13 protein-coding genes are annotated in these 19,718 nt (G+C 37.5%); 7 read left to right on the top strand and 6 right to left on the bottom strand.

Features of this window, described 5'->3' with window-relative positions:
- Positions 1–69 precede the first annotated feature (69 nt).
- Positions 70–594: a YgjP-like metallopeptidase domain-containing protein gene (locus ACR30L_RS08775; protein WP_435237639.1), complete on the top strand. Its 525-nt coding sequence runs from the start codon at positions 70–72 to the stop codon at positions 592–594.
- Here ACR30L_RS08775 and ACR30L_RS08780 read toward each other — a convergent pair.
- The 6 genes from ACR30L_RS08780 to mnmC form a co-directional block, all read right to left on the bottom strand.
- Complete coding sequence (locus tag ACR30L_RS08780) at positions 588–3,725, bottom strand: EAL domain-containing protein (protein WP_435237640.1); 3,138 nt, start codon at positions 3,723–3,725, stop codon at positions 588–590. The two genes, ACR30L_RS08775 and ACR30L_RS08780, sit on opposite strands and share 7 nt — an antisense overlap.
- 104 nt (positions 3,726–3,829) lie before the next feature.
- Positions 3,830–4,915, bottom strand: coding sequence for a 2-alkyl-3-oxoalkanoate reductase (gene oleD / locus ACR30L_RS08785; RefSeq protein WP_435237641.1), 1,086 nt, complete (start codon positions 4,913–4,915; stop codon positions 3,830–3,832).
- Positions 4,912–6,591, bottom strand: a complete 1,680-nt coding sequence (gene oleC / locus ACR30L_RS08790; RefSeq protein ID WP_435237642.1) for an olefin beta-lactone synthetase — start codon at positions 6,589–6,591, stop codon at positions 4,912–4,914. Before oleC ends, oleD begins: the two co-directional genes overlap by 4 nt.
- Positions 6,592–6,804: 213 nt before the next feature.
- Positions 6,805–7,686: an alpha/beta fold hydrolase gene (locus ACR30L_RS08795; protein WP_435237643.1), complete on the bottom strand. Its 882-nt coding sequence runs from the start codon at positions 7,684–7,686 to the stop codon at positions 6,805–6,807.
- Position 7,687: 1 nt separating this feature from the next.
- Positions 7,688–8,737, bottom strand: coding sequence for a 3-oxoacyl-ACP synthase III (locus tag ACR30L_RS08800; protein ID WP_435237644.1), 1,050 nt, complete (start codon positions 8,735–8,737; stop codon positions 7,688–7,690).
- A gap of 201 nt (positions 8,738–8,938) precedes the next feature.
- The gene (mnmC, locus tag ACR30L_RS08805) at positions 8,939–10,954 is read right to left on the bottom strand and encodes a bifunctional tRNA (5-methylaminomethyl-2-thiouridine)(34)-methyltransferase MnmD/FAD-dependent 5-carboxymethylaminomethyl-2-thiouridine(34) oxidoreductase MnmC (RefSeq protein ID WP_435237645.1); all 2,016 of its coding nucleotides are present in this window, start codon (positions 10,952–10,954) and stop codon (positions 8,939–8,941) included.
- A gap of 127 nt (positions 10,955–11,081) precedes the next feature.
- Between mnmC and fabB the strand changes: the two genes are divergently transcribed.
- The 6 genes from fabB to ycfP all read left to right on the top strand — a co-directional run bounded on the left by fabB (position 11,082) and on the right by ycfP (position 19,357).
- Positions 11,082–12,296 (top strand): beta-ketoacyl-ACP synthase I, encoded by a 1,215-nt coding sequence (gene fabB / locus ACR30L_RS08810; protein ID WP_435237646.1) that lies wholly within the window; start codon positions 11,082–11,084, stop codon positions 12,294–12,296.
- Between the two features lie 65 nt (positions 12,297–12,361).
- On the top strand, positions 12,362–13,486 hold the full coding sequence (locus ACR30L_RS08815; RefSeq protein ID WP_435237647.1) for a 4-phosphoerythronate dehydrogenase: 1,125 nt from the start codon (positions 12,362–12,364) through the stop codon (positions 13,484–13,486).
- A gap of 15 nt (positions 13,487–13,501) precedes the next feature.
- On the top strand, positions 13,502–14,515 hold the full coding sequence (locus ACR30L_RS08820; RefSeq protein ID WP_435237648.1) for an aspartate-semialdehyde dehydrogenase: 1,014 nt from the start codon (positions 13,502–13,504) through the stop codon (positions 14,513–14,515).
- A 264-nt stretch (positions 14,516–14,779) separates the two neighbouring features.
- Positions 14,780–17,506: a FimV/HubP family polar landmark protein gene (locus tag ACR30L_RS08825; protein ID WP_435237649.1), complete on the top strand. Its 2,727-nt coding sequence runs from the start codon at positions 14,780–14,782 to the stop codon at positions 17,504–17,506.
- Positions 17,507–17,577: 71 nt separating this feature from the next.
- Complete coding sequence (nagZ, locus tag ACR30L_RS08830) at positions 17,578–18,594, top strand: beta-N-acetylhexosaminidase (RefSeq protein ID WP_435237650.1); 1,017 nt, start codon at positions 17,578–17,580, stop codon at positions 18,592–18,594.
- A 223-nt stretch (positions 18,595–18,817) separates the two neighbouring features.
- The gene (gene ycfP, locus ACR30L_RS08835) at positions 18,818–19,357 is read left to right on the top strand and encodes an alpha/beta hydrolase YcfP (RefSeq protein WP_435237651.1); all 540 of its coding nucleotides are present in this window, start codon (positions 18,818–18,820) and stop codon (positions 19,355–19,357) included.
- The last annotated feature ends 361 nt before the right edge of the window (positions 19,358–19,718 follow it).

The following is a 19,718-nucleotide window of genomic DNA, read 5'->3' on the forward strand; positions in this document are numbered from 1 at the left end:
CTCTGTTATTATGTGATTACACTTCGCTAAGGTATAATTCAGCGCATCATTTCATTACCCTTTAAATCTATGTCTGCGTTAAAAGATAAAAAATCATCACTTAAATACCTCGGATTATATTCTCCCGACGTGCAAGCTCAAATAAAAACAATGTTGGATAAAGATACGTTAGGGGAGTTTCTGTTAAAAAAATACCCCCATCAACATACGATTAATAATGACAAAATGCTACGTGACTATGTTATGGGAATAAAAAATAAGCGATTACGACAATCTGCACCAATAAGTAAAATTATTTATGATAAAAAAATCCACGTTGTTAATAATGCATTAGGATTACATACCTTTGTTTCACGAGTGCAGGGTAATAAATTAAAAAGTAAAAATGAAATCCGGATAAGTGAAATGTTTAAAGTTGCGCCGGAGCCTTTTTTAGAGATGATTGTTGTTCATGAGTTGGCACACATTAAAGAGAAAAATCACGATAAAGCGTTTTACCAATTATGCCAACATATGTTGCCCGATTATCATCAACTTGAGTTTGAAATGCGTTTGTATCTAACACAAGTCGAATGTAAAGGTGAAATTTACTGAATCCAGCTTGGGTCTGGTTTCCATTGATTAATCCATGCCGGAATATCTTTGCCTAGCATCGGGCGAGCAATACCAAAGCCTTGAGCAAGTACACATCCCATCTCGATTAGTTGAGTGCCATGTTCAATACCTTCAACACCTTCTGCAATTACTTTGTGATTAAAGGCTTTCGCTAGACTAATGACGCCCATTACAATGGCTTTATCATCGGGATCATCGAGCATATCTCGGACAAAACTCTGGTCAATCTTCAATAACTCAGCAGACAAACGACGCAGGTAGGTGAGAGACGAGAACCCTGTACCAAAATCATCTAGTGCAAAACTTACCCCAATATCAATACATGCATTCATAATAGGCAGTACTTTGGCGATATCGCCTAGTGCACTGGTTTCAAGTATTTCAAGTTGTACTACACCTGGTTTAATAACCGGACGTTCCTTTAAGGCTGCAGAAAGTTTTTCAACAAAGCCAGGTTGCTCTAATTGGAAAGCATCAATATTAATGCTGGCAGGCATATTTAATCCCTGCGAATGCCAAGTTACAATTTGGTTTAATACTTGTTCAATAATCCATTCACCGAGTTTAATACTAATTGGATGGTTATTAATGATATGTAAAAAATCTTTAGGGTAAATTAATCCACGTTGAGGATGTTGCCAACGAATCAACGCTTCTACGCCAATCACCACACCGGATGTCATATTTACTTTGGGTTGGTAATGAATTAAAAACTCGTTATTGTCTATACCGCGATTAATATTAGCAATCGATTCATGTTGGCTTTGTATTGATTTATCTTGATGAACATCGAATAAATGATAGCGGTTTTTACCGGTTTGTTTAGCGCTATACATGGCTTGATCTGCATGACGCATTAGTTGATCTGCTTCTACATTGTCGTAGGGGTAGAGTGTAATTCCAATACTCGTCGAGACTTGCGCGGTTATATTTTCCTCGATAATGATAGGGGTCATTGCCGCTTTTAAAAGGCGTTTAATGACGCGTTCGCAATCATCCATTACTTCAATATTAGTCAAGACAGCAACAAATTCGTCACCGCCAATACGTGCGAGAGTGTCGTCTTCTCGAAGACATGCCGTCATGAGCCTCGATAATTCAATAAGTAATTGATCGCCGATATCGTGGCCATAGGTATCATTGACTGTTTTAAATCCATCTAAATCTAAATACACAACGGCTAATGAAAGATTCGTTTTTTTTGTTGTTTGCATCGCATCTTTCAGACGTTGTGCGAGTAAAATTCGATTTGGTAAATTAGTCAACACATCGTAATGTGCGATATGTTCAAGTTGTTGATGATGTTGCTTCATTTCAGTTATATCCGAGAAAAGAGCAACATAGGTTTTAATATTGCCATTGTCATCTGACACAGCGCTAATTGTTAATAAAGAGGCAAAGAGTTCGCCATTTTTTCGCAGGTTCCATAGTTCACCTGACCATTCCTTTTTTTCTTGTAAAGATTGCCACATTTCAGAGTAGAAGTAATCTTCATGTAATCCTGACTTGAGAAAACTTGGTTTTTTACCGAGGACATACTCTCGATCGTAACCGGTGATATGTGTAAAGGTGTTATTGATCTCAATGATTTCTCCCACTGTATTTGTGATCATAATACCTTCACGAGCATGCGTGAAAACACTGGCTGCTAACTTTAATTGTTGTTCAGTTTTATGTCGTTCGGTGATATCGATAACTTCAATAACACGTGCCGGCTGACCTTTAAAAACAATATTTTTACCTTTAACGGATAAGGGCAAGTTTGTCCCATTTTTGTGGCAGCCAATGACTTCATAACTTTGTGAATGACCCGAACGCATACTTTTTATTGCTAAGTCGACGTATTCAGGTGTAATAAGTTGAAAGCAATCTGAGCCAATTAATTCTTGGTAGCTATAACCGATGATCTCGGAAAGGGCGTTATTACATTCTAGAATAATGCCTTCATTATGAATAATAATACCACCATAAGTCGCTTCGGTAATTGCTTTAAAGCGTTCTTCACTTTGCAGAAGTGTGATTTGAGATTGCGTTATTCGTCTATTTAATCGGTGCAAATGATAAATAATAAAACAGGTAATAATGATGAATAAGAGCGCAATAAGTAGTGCTGGTATTACCCAGTAAGGCAAATAAGATTTATTTGGATCGTAAATGAAACCGTCTAGATTTTCTTTATTTGGAATGAGTTTCGCAGTAACGAACGAATTTGCCATGTGTTGCCAGCGGTCTTGATTCATATGCCCAATTTGAATGAGATCCGGTAGGATAAGTTTACGCATTTCATCGGCTTCAAAACGAAGGTGTTCACGCGTTTTATTGACTTTATATTTGTTAATCAGAAGATCTATTATCTCTTCAGAATTATCCATTGCATAACGCCATCCTTTTAAGGTTGCACGTAGCATAGCGGCAACACGTTTGGGGTGGTTTTTTAATTCATTTTCAGAGGTAAATAAAATATCGCTATAAAAGTCAACACGGTAGGAGATAGGATTAATAATGTTATATTCCAATCCTAATTTATCTAATATATAGGGTTCATTGGTTGAATATGAATTAAAAGCATCAACGTTACCATTGATTAAATCATTTAAATCATAACTACTGCGAATAATGTTGACTTGATCTGGCGAAATTCCTTCATTAATCATCATGGTTAGAAAATCAGAATCTTCTTGCTTAGTGGCAAGCATGACTTTTTTACCCACCAATGAATGCACAGAGTTTATACCTGAGCTTTTTAAAGCTATTAATACCGATGGTGAATGTTGAAAAATTGCAGCAAGTGCAATAAGTGGTTTACCCATAAGACGTTGGTATAAGACTTCGCTGTTACCTTCAGCATATTGTACTCTGCCTGAAAGGACTTCTGCGACAGGTTGATGACTTGGATCTCCTTTAATTATATTTACATTTAATCCTTCGTCTGCATAAAACCCTTTTTCTAACGCTGCATAGTATCCTGCAAATTGAAACTGATGATGCCAGCGTAATTGCATATTGATAATATTTTCTTTGCTTGAAGGTGCCGAGAATACAGGCCGTGTTGAAAATAGAGAAACAAATATAATGCAAAGAAAAAAAGGTAAGGTAAATTTTTTTTCCATCGTAATGATGCCTTTAATGTATCAATAGGAAACAGCTTACCCAGATAATAATAGTAACTATATCGTTAATATTCTCATAGAAGCTATAAAAAATATAGGCTTATTCATAAAAGTGAGTCTTGAAGCGTTGCCATACCTTGCTTAATGGAAATGAGCGGTTGGTAGCCAAGATCTTCTTTTGCTGCGGAAATATCAAAGTAGTGGCTAGTCGAAAGTTGTTTTGCCACAAAACGTGTCATTATTGGTTCATCTTCTTTACGCAGGGCAAGGTAAATCCATTCTAGTATTGTTCCAACTGTGTAAGCTACCTTTGCAGGCACACGCTTACGAATAGGTTGTATCCCTTTACATGCTAAGATTTTATTCAACATATCAGCCATGGTAATGGGTTCATCATTACTTAGAAAATAGGCTTTACCGGCACAGGTTGACTGGTGTTGAGATAAGTTAACTGCAGCCAGTAGATGGGCGTAAACTGCATTGTCTATATAAATTGTATCGATAAGTTTATCTTCTTTACCCACTAATTTGAGTTTTCCTGCTTGGGCTCGAGCAATAACCCTTGGTACAAGGTGCGGATCTTCCGGTCCCCAAATTAAATGTGGTCGCAAAGCAACGGTTTTAAGCGGTTGTTGATTAACGAGAGGTTGCCCATTTGCAGTGAGAATATATTGCTCAGCAACGGCTTTGGATAAGCCATAAAAATTTAAAAAATGAGAGGCATAGGGATGAGATTCATCGATACCATTTTCGTCTTCTCCAGCAAAGGTAACACTCGGTGTACTGGTATAAACTAAACGTTGTATATTAAGTTGTTTACAAGCATCAATAATATTATTCGTTCCATCAACATTTGCTGAAAAGTACGATTCCTTGGTTCCCCAAACACCTGCTTTTGAGGCAACATGAAAGACAAGATCACAACCGGACATTGCATTGATGATGGCTAGTTTATCTGCTAAGTCGCCTTGAATTAATGTTACTCCCATCTTGGTTAATTGTGGATACTGACTGCGAGCAAAGCCAACCACCTCTATATTTGCAGCTAGCAAATGTTGGCATATGGCACTACCGAGAAAGCCTCCTGCACCGGTGATAAAAACACGATTTACTTGGCCTTGCAATTGCGTTAATACCGCTTTCATTTGTTGATGTAATTCATTGAAAGCAGGTTGTACCGAGGAGATCATAACCACTTTTCCATCGGTTTATCGAGTTGATGTTGTGCCCAAATAGCGAGTTTTTCTCGGAATATTTTTGCATTATGGCGAACATCGACGGGAAATTGAGGATGAATTAAAAAGCGTTTAATACCGGCTGTTTGCTCATGTCGTTGTGCAATTAAATGTAATTCAGTAAATAATTTAGTTGTGCTTTTTAACTTTTTGTTTTGTAGTTCAATACAAAGTAACGGTTCAATATGGGTACCATTACGCACCGCAACCAGTGCGCTGCGTTTTACTTCTGAATGAGTATTAAAAATTCGTTCGCAGGGAATGGTGTAATAGCTTTTATCTTCGTCATTAAAATGGCTTTCTACACGATGACTTTTACGGCCACACATCCAAATCTGCCCAATATCATCAATATAACCCAAGTCGCCCATACGATGGCGAATATTGTCAGCATCTTTGATTTTAGCTTGTTCTGTGGCTGATATTCTTTCATAGTAGCTTGTGCTAACCTGAGCGCCTTTAACCACTAATTCACCAATTTGATTATTTGCTAATTTAAGTGAATCATCCCATGTTGGAATTATTTTTTCGGTAATCTCAATAACGCTAATTTCTGTGTTTGAAACGGGTGTACCAACGCATATTCCACAGCCATTTTCAGTGTTTTCTTCCGTTTGAAGTAATTTTTCACTGTTGATTTTACTCAATGGTAAGGATTCCGTTGCACCGTAAGAGGTTTGAATCATAACATCACGATTGAGTAATTTAGTAAATGCTTTGATGACAGGAAGGGTTGCAGGTGCGCCTGCAGAAATCACACGTTTAAGTGATTTTAATTTTAAAGACTCTGCCACAGCTGCTTTGCCAAGTACATCCATCAGAGCTGGATTGGCAAATAAATTGGTGCATTGATACTTTTCAATGGCAGCGAAAATATTAGCAGGATTAGCATTGATCGGCTTACTGGCATCCATATCTGGAACAATAGAAGCCATGCCTAATGCGGGACCAAACAGAGAGAATAATGGAAAAGTTGCCAGATCTCGCTCGCCAGGTTCTATTTGATAATCAGACTTTAAGATATTTATTTGAGCTTCAAACATCGCATGGCTGTATACAACACCCTTAGGTGTGCCAGTACTGCCACTCGTGAATAAGATCGCTGCCATCTCATTGCTTTCAAGTTCAACCATTGGATAGGGGGCTGAATTCGGAAATTTTTTAAGTATTTGGGCTAGATTTGTTTTTAGCAGGGAAAACCCACCGACCGTAATCGTTTGTTTTACCGTTTCTTTACCCCACGCAAATAATACCCTTGCAAAGTGGGCTTTGGGAATGGCAATAAATGCATCGGGTTGGGCTTCTTCAAAGCATTGTTTTAAGTTTTTTATTCCCATACCGGGATCAACTAAAATAGGAATAATACCGGCTTTAAATAATGCAAAGGTAAGGGCGAAAAAATCAATGCTTGGCGTCACCATTAAAACGGCTTTATCACCACGCTGCAAACCATATTGGTTAAGTGCATAGGCAATCCGATCGCTGTATTGATGTAAATCGTGAAAATTTATCTCACTGTATGTAAGTTTCTTAAATTTTCTTTTTTGCAATGCCACAGCCAATGATTGTGGCATTTTTTCAGCCGCATCAGCAAGGTGATGGCAAAGGTTAGATTGTTTACTATGGTGCATAAGTCCGTTACTACCCTATGAAAAAGCGAACCACCCTTATGTAAAAGGGCGATATAGCACTTGAATTGAGGTGGTTGATATTTATGTTTATTTTACCATTGTTGATTATAATATCATACAACAACTGACTTACTGAAAGTAAGGTCGATTAATAAACAGGAATAAATTAATGTCGGGTTTCATTTATTTATTGGACTATTTACTTCTTTTCCACTAACTATGCTCTGCCATAAAAGATTCAATAAGTGGAATAACCTGTTCACTTGCATCTTCCAAAATATAATGGCCACAATCGGCAAATTCATTTACCTGTGCATGGGGCATTTTTTCTTTCCACGTGGTTAAGAAATGTTTATCGAAAACAAAGTCTTTTAAGCCCCAACAAATAATAGTGGGTACCTGCTGGAACGACGTTAAACTATTTTCAATATTAGAAACCAATTGATAATTTTTGTCGCTCGGCTTAAGGGGAATATCTTGAATAAAACGCAATGTAGAAATCCGGTTTTTCCAAGAGTCAAAAGGCGCAACATAGGCTTTTCGTATCGCTTTGGGCATTGGTTTACGTTTAACACCAATGTAAGAGGCGACAGAAGAAAATGCATTGAAACCTCGAACTAAGCAAGTACCAAGTAGGGTATTACGGCAAATAGATAAAGCAAGTGGGAAGGGTTTACTTTCTGGTAAATGAAATGCACTGGTATTTAAAATTACCAATCGTTTAATTCGCTCTGGGTGGCGTGCTGCATAACCCATTCCTATCATGCCACCCCAGTCGTGCACGACCAGCGTAATATTTTCAGTGATAGCCAGTGAGTCAAGTAATGCCTCAAGATCATTAATACGATTTTCTAATGTATATTCGTAATCTTTATCATCGGGCTTATCAGATAAGCCACAACCAATATGATCAGGTACGATGCATTGATAGTTTTTACTTAATGCTTGAATTAAATTGCGGTAATAAAATGACCAGCTCGGATTACCGTGTACCATAACAACGGGTTCGCCTTTACCTTCATTAACATAATGGTATTGCTGACCACGTAGTGATAGGTAATTGCGTTTAAAAGGAAACAACGTATCTAAATTCATATTACCACTCAACTCCTAACATCATACAGTTCAATCCACTACCAATACCTAAAAAGCTAACATTGTCGCCTTTTTTCAAAAAACCTTGTTCATGGGCAATGGCTGCCGTAACGGGTAGCGAGACGGTGCCCATATTGCCTAGTTTTTTGAAGGTCGGAAATTCTTTATAAGCAGGAATATTTAAGGTTTCTAACATTTTTTTCTGATTAGCAGAGCCAACTTGATGACAAATAACTTTATCTACCTGATCGACTAACCAATCTCGTTGATTAAGGAAGTTTTTCCACGTTTTATGCGCTAATGCCACGCCTTCTTTGAGCAGAGGGACTGCATTAGTCCGCATAAATTCACGTTGTAGTTTAAAGCTGACTTCTTCTAATCCCCAATGACATAGATCGTGATATTCGGGAGCAGAAAGTTGTGTTGCACCGAGTAATTTATGTTGGCGATTATTTTTTAAAGGTAGGCTGCCATCGGTCAATAGCACTGCGACTGCACCTGAGCCACCAGTTAGTGTTGCAAGTGATTGCGAAAAGTTTTGTATGGATTGGTTTTCTAACATGTTATCGATGGTGATATCCACAATATGTCGTGCAGATTCACAGGATACGATTAAACCTGCTTTGATTTGCCCTAATTCGATACGATTAGCGATATCTAAAATACCCGATAAAACGCCTAAACATGCATTACTGATATCATAAATGGCTGTTTCATGGTTCACTCCGAGTTCAGCGGCAATGCGACAAGCCGTGGCTGGTTCATGCTGATCCCGACAAACCCCCGTATAAACGACTGCACCAATATCATTAATATTGACACCAGTTTCATCAATACTTTTTTTAGCGGCTTCGATGGCCCCATCAGATAGACGATGATTCGTTGGCCACCAACGTCGCTCGTCAATACCAGTTAATGCTGCCAATTGACCCATTGGTATGCGAAGTTTTTTATATAAAGGAGCAAGGCGCGATTCTAATTCACTACTTGATACAATATGAGGAGCTAGTTCATAGGCTAGACTATTGATAAAAACACGGGAATATTTCATTAAACTGCTTTGTTTCTCATCTGTTAGAATTGAAAAGGGCAATTTTTAACCATTTTAGCTACGCCCTTAAATCGAACCTGTAGATTAACGCAAATATCAATTTTAACAAAGTGGTATCAGTAAAGAATCAGCATTCTTTACAGTAAATTAGTTGAACGATGTCATTATTAACGATTTTTGGCTAGTGATTGAATTTCTAAGTTATATTTTTAACGGTTTAGATTTTTTCAAATAATTAATCCACTGACGATTCGTTTGTAACGCATTCAGTACTTCTTGAGAGAAAGGAAGAGGTTCTTGATTTATTTGGCTCGCTAACATTTCTGCCAATAACGGGGCCGTGCATATTCCCCTTGAGCCAAGACCGGTTAGTATAAATGCATCCTCATGAAAAGGAGCATTTGTGGTTACATTGGTTTTGTACGCATATTGATAGTGCTGTTTAGTTTGTGCGTAATCTGCTAGGCCGCCTACATAGGGAAAATGGTCACGAGTTGTTGCGCGAATCCCCACATTGGCATCGTTATGATTAATATCAATTTCATCACACCAGACTTTATTTGGAATGCATTTTATTAACTTTTGTTTATTGTCTGTTTGTTCTTGAAGAGAAAAAGTCTCGTCCATTTGATGGCGCTCGAAGGTGGCTCCCATACTGTGTTTTTGATGGCTCACTGGTGTTAAATAGCCTTCGTGGCAGAGTGTTACTTTTAATTTATGTAGTTCGTTATTGGTCGGGATATAAGTAACCTGACCACGCGCTGCAGATAAAGGAACTGCTTTGCCTTGCTCAAAATTTAAGGTTTCCATTGCTGTTGTTAAGGCGATAAGTGAATGAGTCACTTGTTGATCACCCATTTGTAATTGCCAGCCATTTTTATGTTTACTCAAGGTGTCAACGTGGGTATTCACATTGATAGATATTTTTCCCAGTGATGACGCTTTCGCAAAGATGGCATGAATCATTTGCTGAGGATTTAACCAGCCACCAAGTGGATAAGAGAGAGAGGCTTGTCCAATCGATAATTGAGATATTTCATTGGTTTGATCAGGGGATAAATAATGCACTAAAGCCTCTGGTAATTTTGCCTGTAATATATTGTCTAATTTTTTGCTTGAAGCTTTGTCATAATAAAGCTGCAGCAGTCCAGAGAGATCATGGTCGAAAGGTATATGGCTATTTATTGTTTGTATATAATTACGAGCATAAAGAAAGCTATTTGCAAAAAATTGGCTTAAGGAATTATGTGCCTTGTTTAATAAAGGATAGACTGCAGCTTGTTGGTTGCCTGAAGCTCCTTGGGCAAGAGATGAATTTTTACAATACAAGGTAACGGTATATCCACGCTTAATTAAAGCTAATGACAGGCAAGCACTGGCTATACCTCCACCAATAATGGCAATATCTTTACTTGTCGTTTGTTTAGGTCGCCTCAAATGTTCTGCATGTTGCACCGTTAAATCAGGTTTTTCAGCTAACTTACCGACCAGCATTTCTCTTTTTATACCGTAACCTTTACGTTTTGTCATATTAAAACCAGCGGCTATCAACCCTCGTCGGACAAATCCAGCTGCTGTAAATGTGGCAATGGTTGCATCGGCTTTGCACGATTGTGCTATTTGAGAAAATAATGTGTCAGACCACATATCTGGATTTTTACTTGGGGAAAACCCATCCAGAAACCAGCTATCAAATAATCGAGATGGATAACAATAAAGTGTTGGTAATGTTTGTTGCACATCGCCAAACCATAAATCTAACGTAATATTAAATTGGTCAAAATGAATGCGATGGCAACCTGTTAATGCTAACGGATATTGATCAACTAAAGGCGTAATATAGGAGGCAAGTGAAGGCCAACGTTGCAAAGCATGAATTAAATCTGTTTTATTAAGCGGGTATTTTTCAAAACTACTAAAAAAAAGATGTTTCAGTTTACTTTCAGGATGTTGACTTAAAAACCGTTTGAATTGTTCACAACAAACCAGGAAGTTCAGACCCGTACCAAAACCTGTTTCAGCAATGCTAAAATGGTTTGATTCGCAATTTAACCAACGCTCATTAAGGTTGTTTCCTTGAAAAAAAACATAAAAAGATTCATCAATTCCAAGTTCGGTATTAAAATAGACATCATCGAATAATGCCGAAATGGGTTCTGACTGGTCAGACCAGTTTATTTGTGCGTGGTTAATTAGTTTGTTTTTGGTGTCAGACAAGATATATTTCCAATTATATGCGATGATATTTAAGTTTTAAATCAATGTACTTTTTGTTTGAACACTACAAACAAAAATGACATTTGTTTATCATATAATTAGTCCCTCAAGCAATAAAGGCTTAATAATGAAAAGAGCAGTAATTACAGGTATTGGTATTGTTTCTAGTATTGGTAACAATAAAGAAGAAGTTTTAGCATCTCTTAAAAGTGGTAAATCAGGTATCACTTTCTCCGAGCAATTCGCAGAAATAAAAATGCGTAGCCAAGTTTGGGGCGATTTAAAAATTCAGCCAAAAGACCATATTGATCGTAAAGTTATGCGTTTTATGGGTGATGCAGCAGCTTATACCTACCTGTCTATGCAGCAAGCGATTGCCGATGCAAATTTACCTGAAGATATGGTATCAAATGAACGAACTGGTTTAGTTGCAGGTTCTGGCGGTGGTTCTTCTAAAAACCAAGTTGATGCATGTAATATCATGAAAGAAAAAGGGGTTCGTCGTGTAGGCCCTTACATGGTACCGCGTACAATGGCGAGTACGACATCTGCTTGTGTTGCAACACCTTTTAAAATTAAAGGTATTAACTATTCAATGAGCAGTGCTTGTGCGACAAGTTCTCACTGTATTGGTCATGCTCTAGAGCAAATCCAACTGGGTAAACAAGATATCGTTTTTGCCGGTGGTGGTGAAGAACTAGATTGGACAATGGCGTGTGAGTTCGACGCAATGGGTGCGTTATCGAGTAAATATAATGACACACCAGAAAAAGCATCTCGTACCTATGACGCTAATCGAGATGGTTTTGTTATCTCTGGCGGCGGCGGTATGGTTGTTGTTGAAGAATTAGAGCATGCTTTGGCTCGTGGTGCTAAAATCTACGCTGAAATCGTTGGTTATGGTGCAACATCAGATGGTCACGATATGGTTGTTCCATCGGGCGAAGGGGCTGTTCGTTGTATGCGTCAAGCATTGTCTACGGTAGATGGAGATGTTGATTACTTAAATACTCACGGCACATCAACACCGGTTGGTGACTTGAAAGAATTAGAAGCCATTAATGAAGTATTCCCAGAAAATGCACCAAAAATCAGTGCAACTAAATCTCAAACTGGTCATGCATTAGGTGCAGCCGGTGTTCATGAAGCGATTTATAGTATTATTATGATGGAAAATAACTTCATTTCTCCTTCTGTTAATATTGAAGAAGTTGATGGTGAAGCAATTAATCTTCCAATCGTTAGAAATGAAGCTATTGATGCAAACTTAAATATTGTTATGTCTAATAGTTTCGGTTTCGGTGGAACGAATGCAACATTAGTGTTTAAACGTTATTCATAACACTCCTGTTGAGCAATAAAACAAAAAGGAGCTTTAGGCTCCTTTTTTTGTTGTAAGAGATAATAATGAAAATTTTTATTGATGAAAATATTCCCTATGGTAATGAGTTTTTTACCGATTATGGTGAGTTAACCTTTTTTTCCGGTCGTGATGTTACTGCTGAGGAATTAGCAGAGGCTGATGTTTTATTAGTCCGTTCTATTACTCAAGTAAACGAATCCTTATTACACCTTAATAAATCAATTAAGTTTGTTGGGACGGCGACAATTGGAACGGATCATATAGACCAAGCCTATTTAGACTCTCGCGGCATACTATTTTCGAGTGCTCCTGGTTGTAATAAAATATCCGTCGCTGAATATATTCTGAGTAGTTTATTCGTGCTGGCTGAAAAAAATCAATTTCAACTTAATAATAAAACCGTTGCAATTGTCGGTGCAGGTAATACGGGAAGTGCTGTTTTACAGCGTTTAAATGCGTTAGGTGTAAATTGTTTACTCTATGATCCCCCATTAAGTCTAACCGATGATCCGCGTTCTTTTTGTTGTTTTGAAGAAGTGTTAGAAGCTGATATTATCACTTTGCATGTACCTAAAACTAAGGTTGGTCCTTATCCTACGGTGCATATGTTTGATCAGCACATATTGCAAAAATTAAGCACACATCAAATTTTAATTAATGCGTCTCGTGGTGAGGTGATTGATAACCAAGCGTTATTAACCTTGGCAAATGCGGGGAATGCGCCAGAATTAGTATTAGATGTGTGGGAAAATGAACCAAATATAAATAAGCAACTTTTACCCTTTGTCGAGATTGCTACACCACATATTGCAGGTTACAGTTTAGATGGTAAAGTGCGCGGTACGGAGATGCTTTATCAAGCTTTTTGTCAAAATTTTGGACAAAAGGTAGTACATTCAGCAAAGGATTTTGTTGCACAGGCGGCGATCAGTGATATATCGATAAAACAACCACTCGATCAGGATTTATGCAAGTCTTTACTACATATTATCTTTGATGTTCGTCGAGATGATGCTTTATTTCGACAAATGATTGATCAAGAGAATGGTTTTGATACCATGCGCAAAACTTATCAGGAAAGACGAGAGTTATCGACACTAACTGTTCATTCTTCAATTGAACAAACACAATTATTGCAAGCATTAGGCTTTGCAAATAGTGAATCATAAAAAACAAGAGAAACCATGAAATCAGAATATAATATTGCCTTAATCGGTGAATTAAAAGGGTGTGTAGATACAACACTTGAAGTATTAGTTAAACGTGAATTTCCAGTCGGTAAAATTTTTCCGTTAGTGAATACGGAAGAGGAACTTGATAATGTCATGTTTTCTGGTAAATCAATTGATGCTTCCTTACTTGAAGGCTTCGATTGGCAACAGGTTGATATCGCCTTTTTTATGACAGATATCGAAACAACTCAAAAATGGGCAGATATTGCCAGTGAATATTGTATTGTGATTGATAACAGCGGTATATTTGCTGAAGATGCTCAGGTACCGTTGGTGCAAATTGATGTTAATGAAGAAGAGATTGGACGTTATAGTGAATCAAATAAAATTTCGATTCCAAGTAATGAAACAGCGCAGTTAGCACTGGCGGTTAAACAACTTCATCAAGAGGTTGGTTTAGTGCGGGTTACGGTTGCTAGTTACCATTCAGTGTCAGCAGTTGGTAAAAAAGGTGTGACAACGCTTGCTGGTGAAACTGCACGGTTGCTGAATGCAAAAAGTGTTGAAGAATCTTTTTTCCCGCAGCAGACTGCCTTTAATATTTTTCCTCAAATGGGTGATTTAAATGAACAGGGGGTTGCGCTATCTGAGCTGCGTATTATTAACGAATTACGCCGCCTTTTAAATGATCCGTCTATTATCGTGTCACCGACACAGGTTGTTGTACCGATGTTTTATGGTTGCGCACAAGCGGTCCATTTACAAACGCATTATCCCGTTGATTTAGAAGAAGTGGCGCAATCTTTGCATCATAGTGAAGGTGTTGTTTTATCTAGTTCAGTCGTTGAATATCCAAATATGATTAATGATGTGACAGGTAACGAAATGGTGCATGTCGGCCGTTTACGTCAAGATGTTTGTGATCCAAGTGGTATTAACTTATGGGTTTGTGCTGATAATGTATTTTTTGGCGTTGCTTGTAATGCAGTCCAAGTTGCTGAACGTTTGATTCAAACTTACATCTGATAAAATATATACCCATTACGAATAAATATGTATTTGAATAGGTGGCATGTTAATAAGTCGTGAGTAAAATGTCTTTGCTGTGATAAAGTATTGATGTTTTATATCGAGGAGTTGTTCATCTTTGACTTGTAAATTTTGCATCTCCGATAGTAGTGGGTATAAACACTGGATTGTTATATTAGGTGCGGCTTAATATTTGTTTTTTGTTTCATTTATTAAGTTATACCGTACCGTCATTTATTTTTGTTTTACTAAGGAATGTATATGAAGCGATTTTGGCTAACCCTGTTATGCTGTTCCCCTTTATTATTTTCTCCATTGATTTCGCATGGTGTTGTATTAACCGGTCCGAATGGTGAACAGGAAGCTTCATACGGGCAATATGGCCCAATCACAGAAATAGAAACGCTCTGGGGAATATCATCAACGGTTAAACCTTCAGACTCCGTGTCCGTCCAGCAAACATTAGTAGCAATCTATAAACTAAATCCAAGTGTTTTTTATCAAGGGAATATTAATAGATTAATTCCCGGTCGTTTTATTCAAGTGCCCACATTAGGCTTTGTTCAACAACAAACCGCTAGAGAAGCGATTGCATTAATCAATAAATTTTCAAAATCTAAGAAAGCAACCGTTAAACCCAAACCCACTCCCGTCGTCGTAAAAAAACAACCGATTGTTATTCCTGCGGAAAAGGCGCCTGTTATTGCCGATAACAATGCGTTAATGGAATTAGAAAAAAAACTCAAAGGTTTACGCGAAGAATACGATGCACTTAATGAAGATTTCATCCGTGAAACCGAGAGAAATCAAGAATTAAAATTACGTTTACAACCGCTTTATGACCAAGTTAGCGAGTTAGAAACACAGGTCAATGAATCACTTGAAAAGCAAGTTGAAATGCAACAAATCATTGATGATTATCGCGCTCAACTCGATGCCGTTAAAGAGCGTCCATTTAGTGGGTCGGGGTTCTTTAATAAACTTTTACGTACCATTACGGGGTCTTTAACTAATTTATTAATTGCGCTTATTTCACCGATCCTTTTATTGTTGGCCGTTTTTGCACTGATATTGCGTATCAATTCTAAACGAGCGCTTCAAAAACAAGCCGAGGAACTTGCGGACTCTACTGATATTTCAATGGAAGAACCGGGTAAATTTGATGATCTATTAACAGATGATCTGACCGATGAACTTGAAGTTGATTTCAATGAAGATGAAGAATTGGTTAATACTCCCAATCAACCCGAGGAACAAACGGCGATAAGCTTGGAAGATGAAGTTGAGCAAGCGATTGATTTATCCAGTGATGAATTAGAGATTGATATTTCTTCAGAGGACGATGATGTTTCTGCCATTGCTATTTTACCAGATGATGAAAATGAAGATGACTTATTTTCGAGTACCGATTTAAGTGAATCCGAAGATGATGATCCCTTTGGTATTGCAGCATTAGCCGAAGAGGAAGCTCCTGAACAAGATGAAGATGATCCCTTTGGTATTAGTGCATTAATTGATGACGATAGTTTAGATGATGATAAAGATGCCGTTGATAATCCCGATGATCCATTTGGTATCGGCGCATTGGTTGAAGAAGAAAACTTAATTCCAGAAGAGGTTATTGAACATACAGAACCCATTTCTGAATCGGAACAAGCAGATTTAGATTTAGCAGCGGAATGGGAGCGTCAATTATCTGGCTCAGAAGATGACGCAACTAATTCAACGGATACTGTTGATAGTGAAGAGCTTGCAAAACCGACTACCGCTACTGATACACCGCTTGCTGAAACCGAAAAAACTCAGCAAGAAAATATTGACGATGTATTAAATGACATTGATCTTGATACGGTTAAAGAAGACGACATAGATGATATCGAATTTGATTTACCAGAAGCGGTAGAACCTGATGTTGTAGAAGATGCAACGGATGACATCGAGTTTGATTTACCAGAAGCGAAAGAAGCTGATGTTGTAGAAGATGCAACGGATGATATCGAGTTTGATTTACCAGAAGCGAAAGAGCCTGATGTTGTAGAAGATGCGGCGGATGATATTGAATTTGATTTACCAGAAGCGAAAGAAGCTGATGTTGTAGAAGATGCGACGGATGATATCGAGTTTGATTTACCAGAAGCGAAAGAATCTGATGTTGTAGAAGATGCAACGGATGATATTGAATTTGATTTACCAGAAGCGAAAGAACAAGATGTTGTAGAAGATGCGACGGATGCTATTGAATTTGACTTACCAGAAGCGAAAGAAGCTGATGTTGTAGAAGATGCGACGGATGGTATCGAATTTGATTTGCCCGACGAAGACAACTCTAAAGCTATTGAAGACGAAATCGATGAAATTAGTTTTGATAATATCGATGAGGCTGATCGCGAAGATCAATCTGAACCTGAAAGTATTGAAGATGCATTAGATGTTATCGATTTAGATGAGTTGGATTTAGCTGAATTAGAAAATGCTGAGCCGGTTAATATCGAGGATGCTTTAGCTGAACTTGATTTAGAGGAAGCACAACAATCTAAGATTGATGATGTCGCTGACGAACCAGTTAAACCTGAAGACGCTGAGATAGAAACAGCGTTAGAAGATGATCCAAATGATTTACTGGCTAAACAGCTAAGTGACGTGGCTTTTAAAGAAGATGGACCGCTTCCTAAAGTTGATAAATCGACAAAAAATGATTTTATTGATATTGAAACTTTATTAGAAAGCAGTAATGGTTCTTCTGCTGATGAGCCATATTCTGAATTCGACCTTGATTTAGGTTTAGATGATTTCCCCGATGTAATTAATGCGACGGACAGTAATATTTCTGATGCTGAAAATGAAATATCGGCACAATTAGATTTAGCGAGAGCATATCTGGAAATTGATGATAAGGCAGGAGCGAAAGAGATTTTATTAGCAGTACAACAGGATAGTCAAGGCGCTCAAAAAGTTGAAATTGAAAAACTATTAAGTCGAATCGGTTGATGTTGTATACCGATAGATTTTGATACACTAAGAAAACCAGCATTGCTGGTTTTTTTATTTGTGAGGGAAAAATGAGACCGCTTATATTAGATGTAAAAAGCTATGAATTAGATGCACTGGAAAAAGAAGTGTTAGCCCATCCATTAGTTGCGGGCGTTATTTTATTTACCCGTAATTTTGCGAATTTAAAGCAACTAAAAGAATTGGTGCAACAAATTCGTTTAGCTGCTGGCCATGATATTTTAATCGGTGTCGACCACGAAGGAGGGCGGGTACAACGCTTTAAAGATCAATTTACACATCTACCTTCGGCAGGCTCTTTGTTAGCCAATAATCATCTGCACGAAGCCACACAACTGGCATTTTCAAGTGCTTGGGTGATGGCGAGTGAATTGATTGCCTGTGATATTGATGTCAGCTTTGCCCCGGTCTTAGATGTTAATGGTATTTCAGATGTAATCGGCCAGAGAGCATTTTCGAGTTCAATTTCAGAAACGGTGACACTTGGGCATGCCTATATTGAGGGAATGAATGCAGCGGGAATGCAGGCAACAGGAAAACATTTTCCAGGGCATGGCAGTGTAAAGGCAGACTCACATATTGACTTACCCGTGGATGACCGTAGTCCAGAATCAATTTTTGAACTTGATATTCAACCCTTTAGTCAATTGATCAAGCAAGATAAGTTGGCTGCAATTATGCCTTCTCATGTGGTGTATAAACAATGTGATGCGTTACCCGCTGGCTTTTCTTCGTATTGGCTGCAAACAATTTTGCGTAAACAGTTAGGTTTTAAAGGTGTTATTATTAGTGACGATTTATCGATGCATGGTGCTACGTTTATGGGCGATCATGTTAGTCGTGCTAACGCTGCTATTGAAGCCGGTTGTGAGTTAATTCTTGCTTGTAATGATAGCGACGGTGCTATTTCTATTCTTGATAATTTGAAGATACCTAATACTATCGATAATAGTGCGATAATTAAATTAAGATATAATAAAAACAAGCTCCAATTACCCCTAGAAAAAAATCCTATTTGGTTAGATTGTACGCGAAAGTTACAAGAGTTTGCTGATCATGTCGATTAGGTCAATTTCTGGGCTTGCACTCTAGTCAGTTATCACAATAAAATGATAAATATAGTATTTGGATATTTAAATTATATCGGCTTTATATTGGTAGGTGTTTAATGTTAATGGTTACTTTTGCTCGCGGCTTGTCGTTATTCAGCAGAAGTGAGGAACGTATATCGATAGTCGATTTAGTGTGAATGGTTCGTTCAATAATTTTGACTTTAAACGGGAATATCAAATGATTATTTATTTACATGGTTTCGATGCAACAAATAATGGAAACCACGAAAAAGTTACCCAATTAAAATTTATTGATGATGATGTACGCTTTGTTCATTACAGTACAATTCATCCTAAGCATGATATGGCGCATATCATGCAAGAGGTTGATCATCATATTAAAAGCTCAGAAGATAAATCACCTTTAATTTGCGGCGTGGGACTGGGTGGTTTTTGGAGTGAAAGAATTGGTTTTTTATGTGGGATTAAACAAGTCATATTTAATCCTAACCTTCATCCTGAAAATAATATGACGGGTAAAATTGATTGGCCTGAAGAATATTTAGATATTGCGACTAAGTGCGTGACTCATTTCCGCCAAAAAAATGCGAAAAATTGTATCTGCATTTTATCGGTGAAAGATGATTTATTAGATTATGCTGAAACGAGTGCTGAGTTGAATGATTATTATCCGATAATTTTAGATCAAGAGCAGGATCATAAATTCCAAGATATCTCACATCACTTACAAACAATCAAAGCGTTTAAGGCATCCTAAGTAAGTAGTATCAGGGACTTCTAGAAATAACAAATTAGAAGTCCTGATTTTATCTATGAAACCTTATTCGAATATTCAAGATCGTCGCTGATAGGTCATCTTGAGACCGCATAGGTATCGAATCACCAATAATTTTTACCGCAAATCGAACTGTTAGACCATTGCATTAATAGCATCTTCATTTAAAATAATAATGTAATGAAATTTCAAGTTGTCTGGCATGTTAACTCTATGTTACATTCCTTCCCTATATTATTTTCCATGCAAATTTGAGTTTAATAACAACAGTTGCTTTCCATGAAAAATATATTCTTATACGAATTGTTCGTTTATTTAATTAGTCGTATTAATGTATTTTATT

Source organism: Psychromonas saccharinae, from assembly GCF_051201515.1.
GTDB lineage: Bacteria > Pseudomonadota > Gammaproteobacteria > Enterobacterales > Psychromonadaceae > Psychromonas.

What these genes read in the sequence shown, in the direction of transcription:
- ACR30L_RS08825 (WP_435237649.1), top strand. Translation starts at nt 14,780, where the DNA reads ATGAAGCGATTTTGGCTAACCCTGTTATGCTGTTCCCCTTTATTATTT.
- ACR30L_RS08795 (WP_435237643.1), bottom strand. Translation starts at nt 7,686, where the DNA reads ATGAATTTAGATACGTTGTTTCCTTTTAAACGCAATTACCTATCACTA.
- ACR30L_RS08820 (WP_435237648.1), top strand. Translation starts at nt 13,502, where the DNA reads ATGAAATCAGAATATAATATTGCCTTAATCGGTGAATTAAAAGGGTGT.
- oleD (WP_435237641.1), bottom strand. Translation starts at nt 4,915, where the DNA reads ATGATCTCCTCGGTACAACCTGCTTTCAATGAATTACATCAACAAATG.
- ACR30L_RS08775 (WP_435237639.1), top strand. Translation starts at nt 70, where the DNA reads ATGTCTGCGTTAAAAGATAAAAAATCATCACTTAAATACCTCGGATTA.
- nagZ (WP_435237650.1), top strand. Translation starts at nt 17,578, where the DNA reads ATGAGACCGCTTATATTAGATGTAAAAAGCTATGAATTAGATGCACTG.
- ACR30L_RS08815 (WP_435237647.1), top strand. Translation starts at nt 12,362, where the DNA reads ATGAAAATTTTTATTGATGAAAATATTCCCTATGGTAATGAGTTTTTT.
- oleC (WP_435237642.1), bottom strand. Translation starts at nt 6,591, where the DNA reads ATGCACCATAGTAAACAATCTAACCTTTGCCATCACCTTGCTGATGCG.
- ycfP (WP_435237651.1), top strand. Translation starts at nt 18,818, where the DNA reads ATGATTATTTATTTACATGGTTTCGATGCAACAAATAATGGAAACCAC.
- ACR30L_RS08800 (WP_435237644.1), bottom strand. Translation starts at nt 8,737, where the DNA reads ATGAAATATTCCCGTGTTTTTATCAATAGTCTAGCCTATGAACTAGCT.
- fabB (WP_435237646.1), top strand. Translation starts at nt 11,082, where the DNA reads ATGAAAAGAGCAGTAATTACAGGTATTGGTATTGTTTCTAGTATTGGT.
- ACR30L_RS08780 (WP_435237640.1), bottom strand. Translation starts at nt 3,725, where the DNA reads ATGGAAAAAAAATTTACCTTACCTTTTTTTCTTTGCATTATATTTGTT.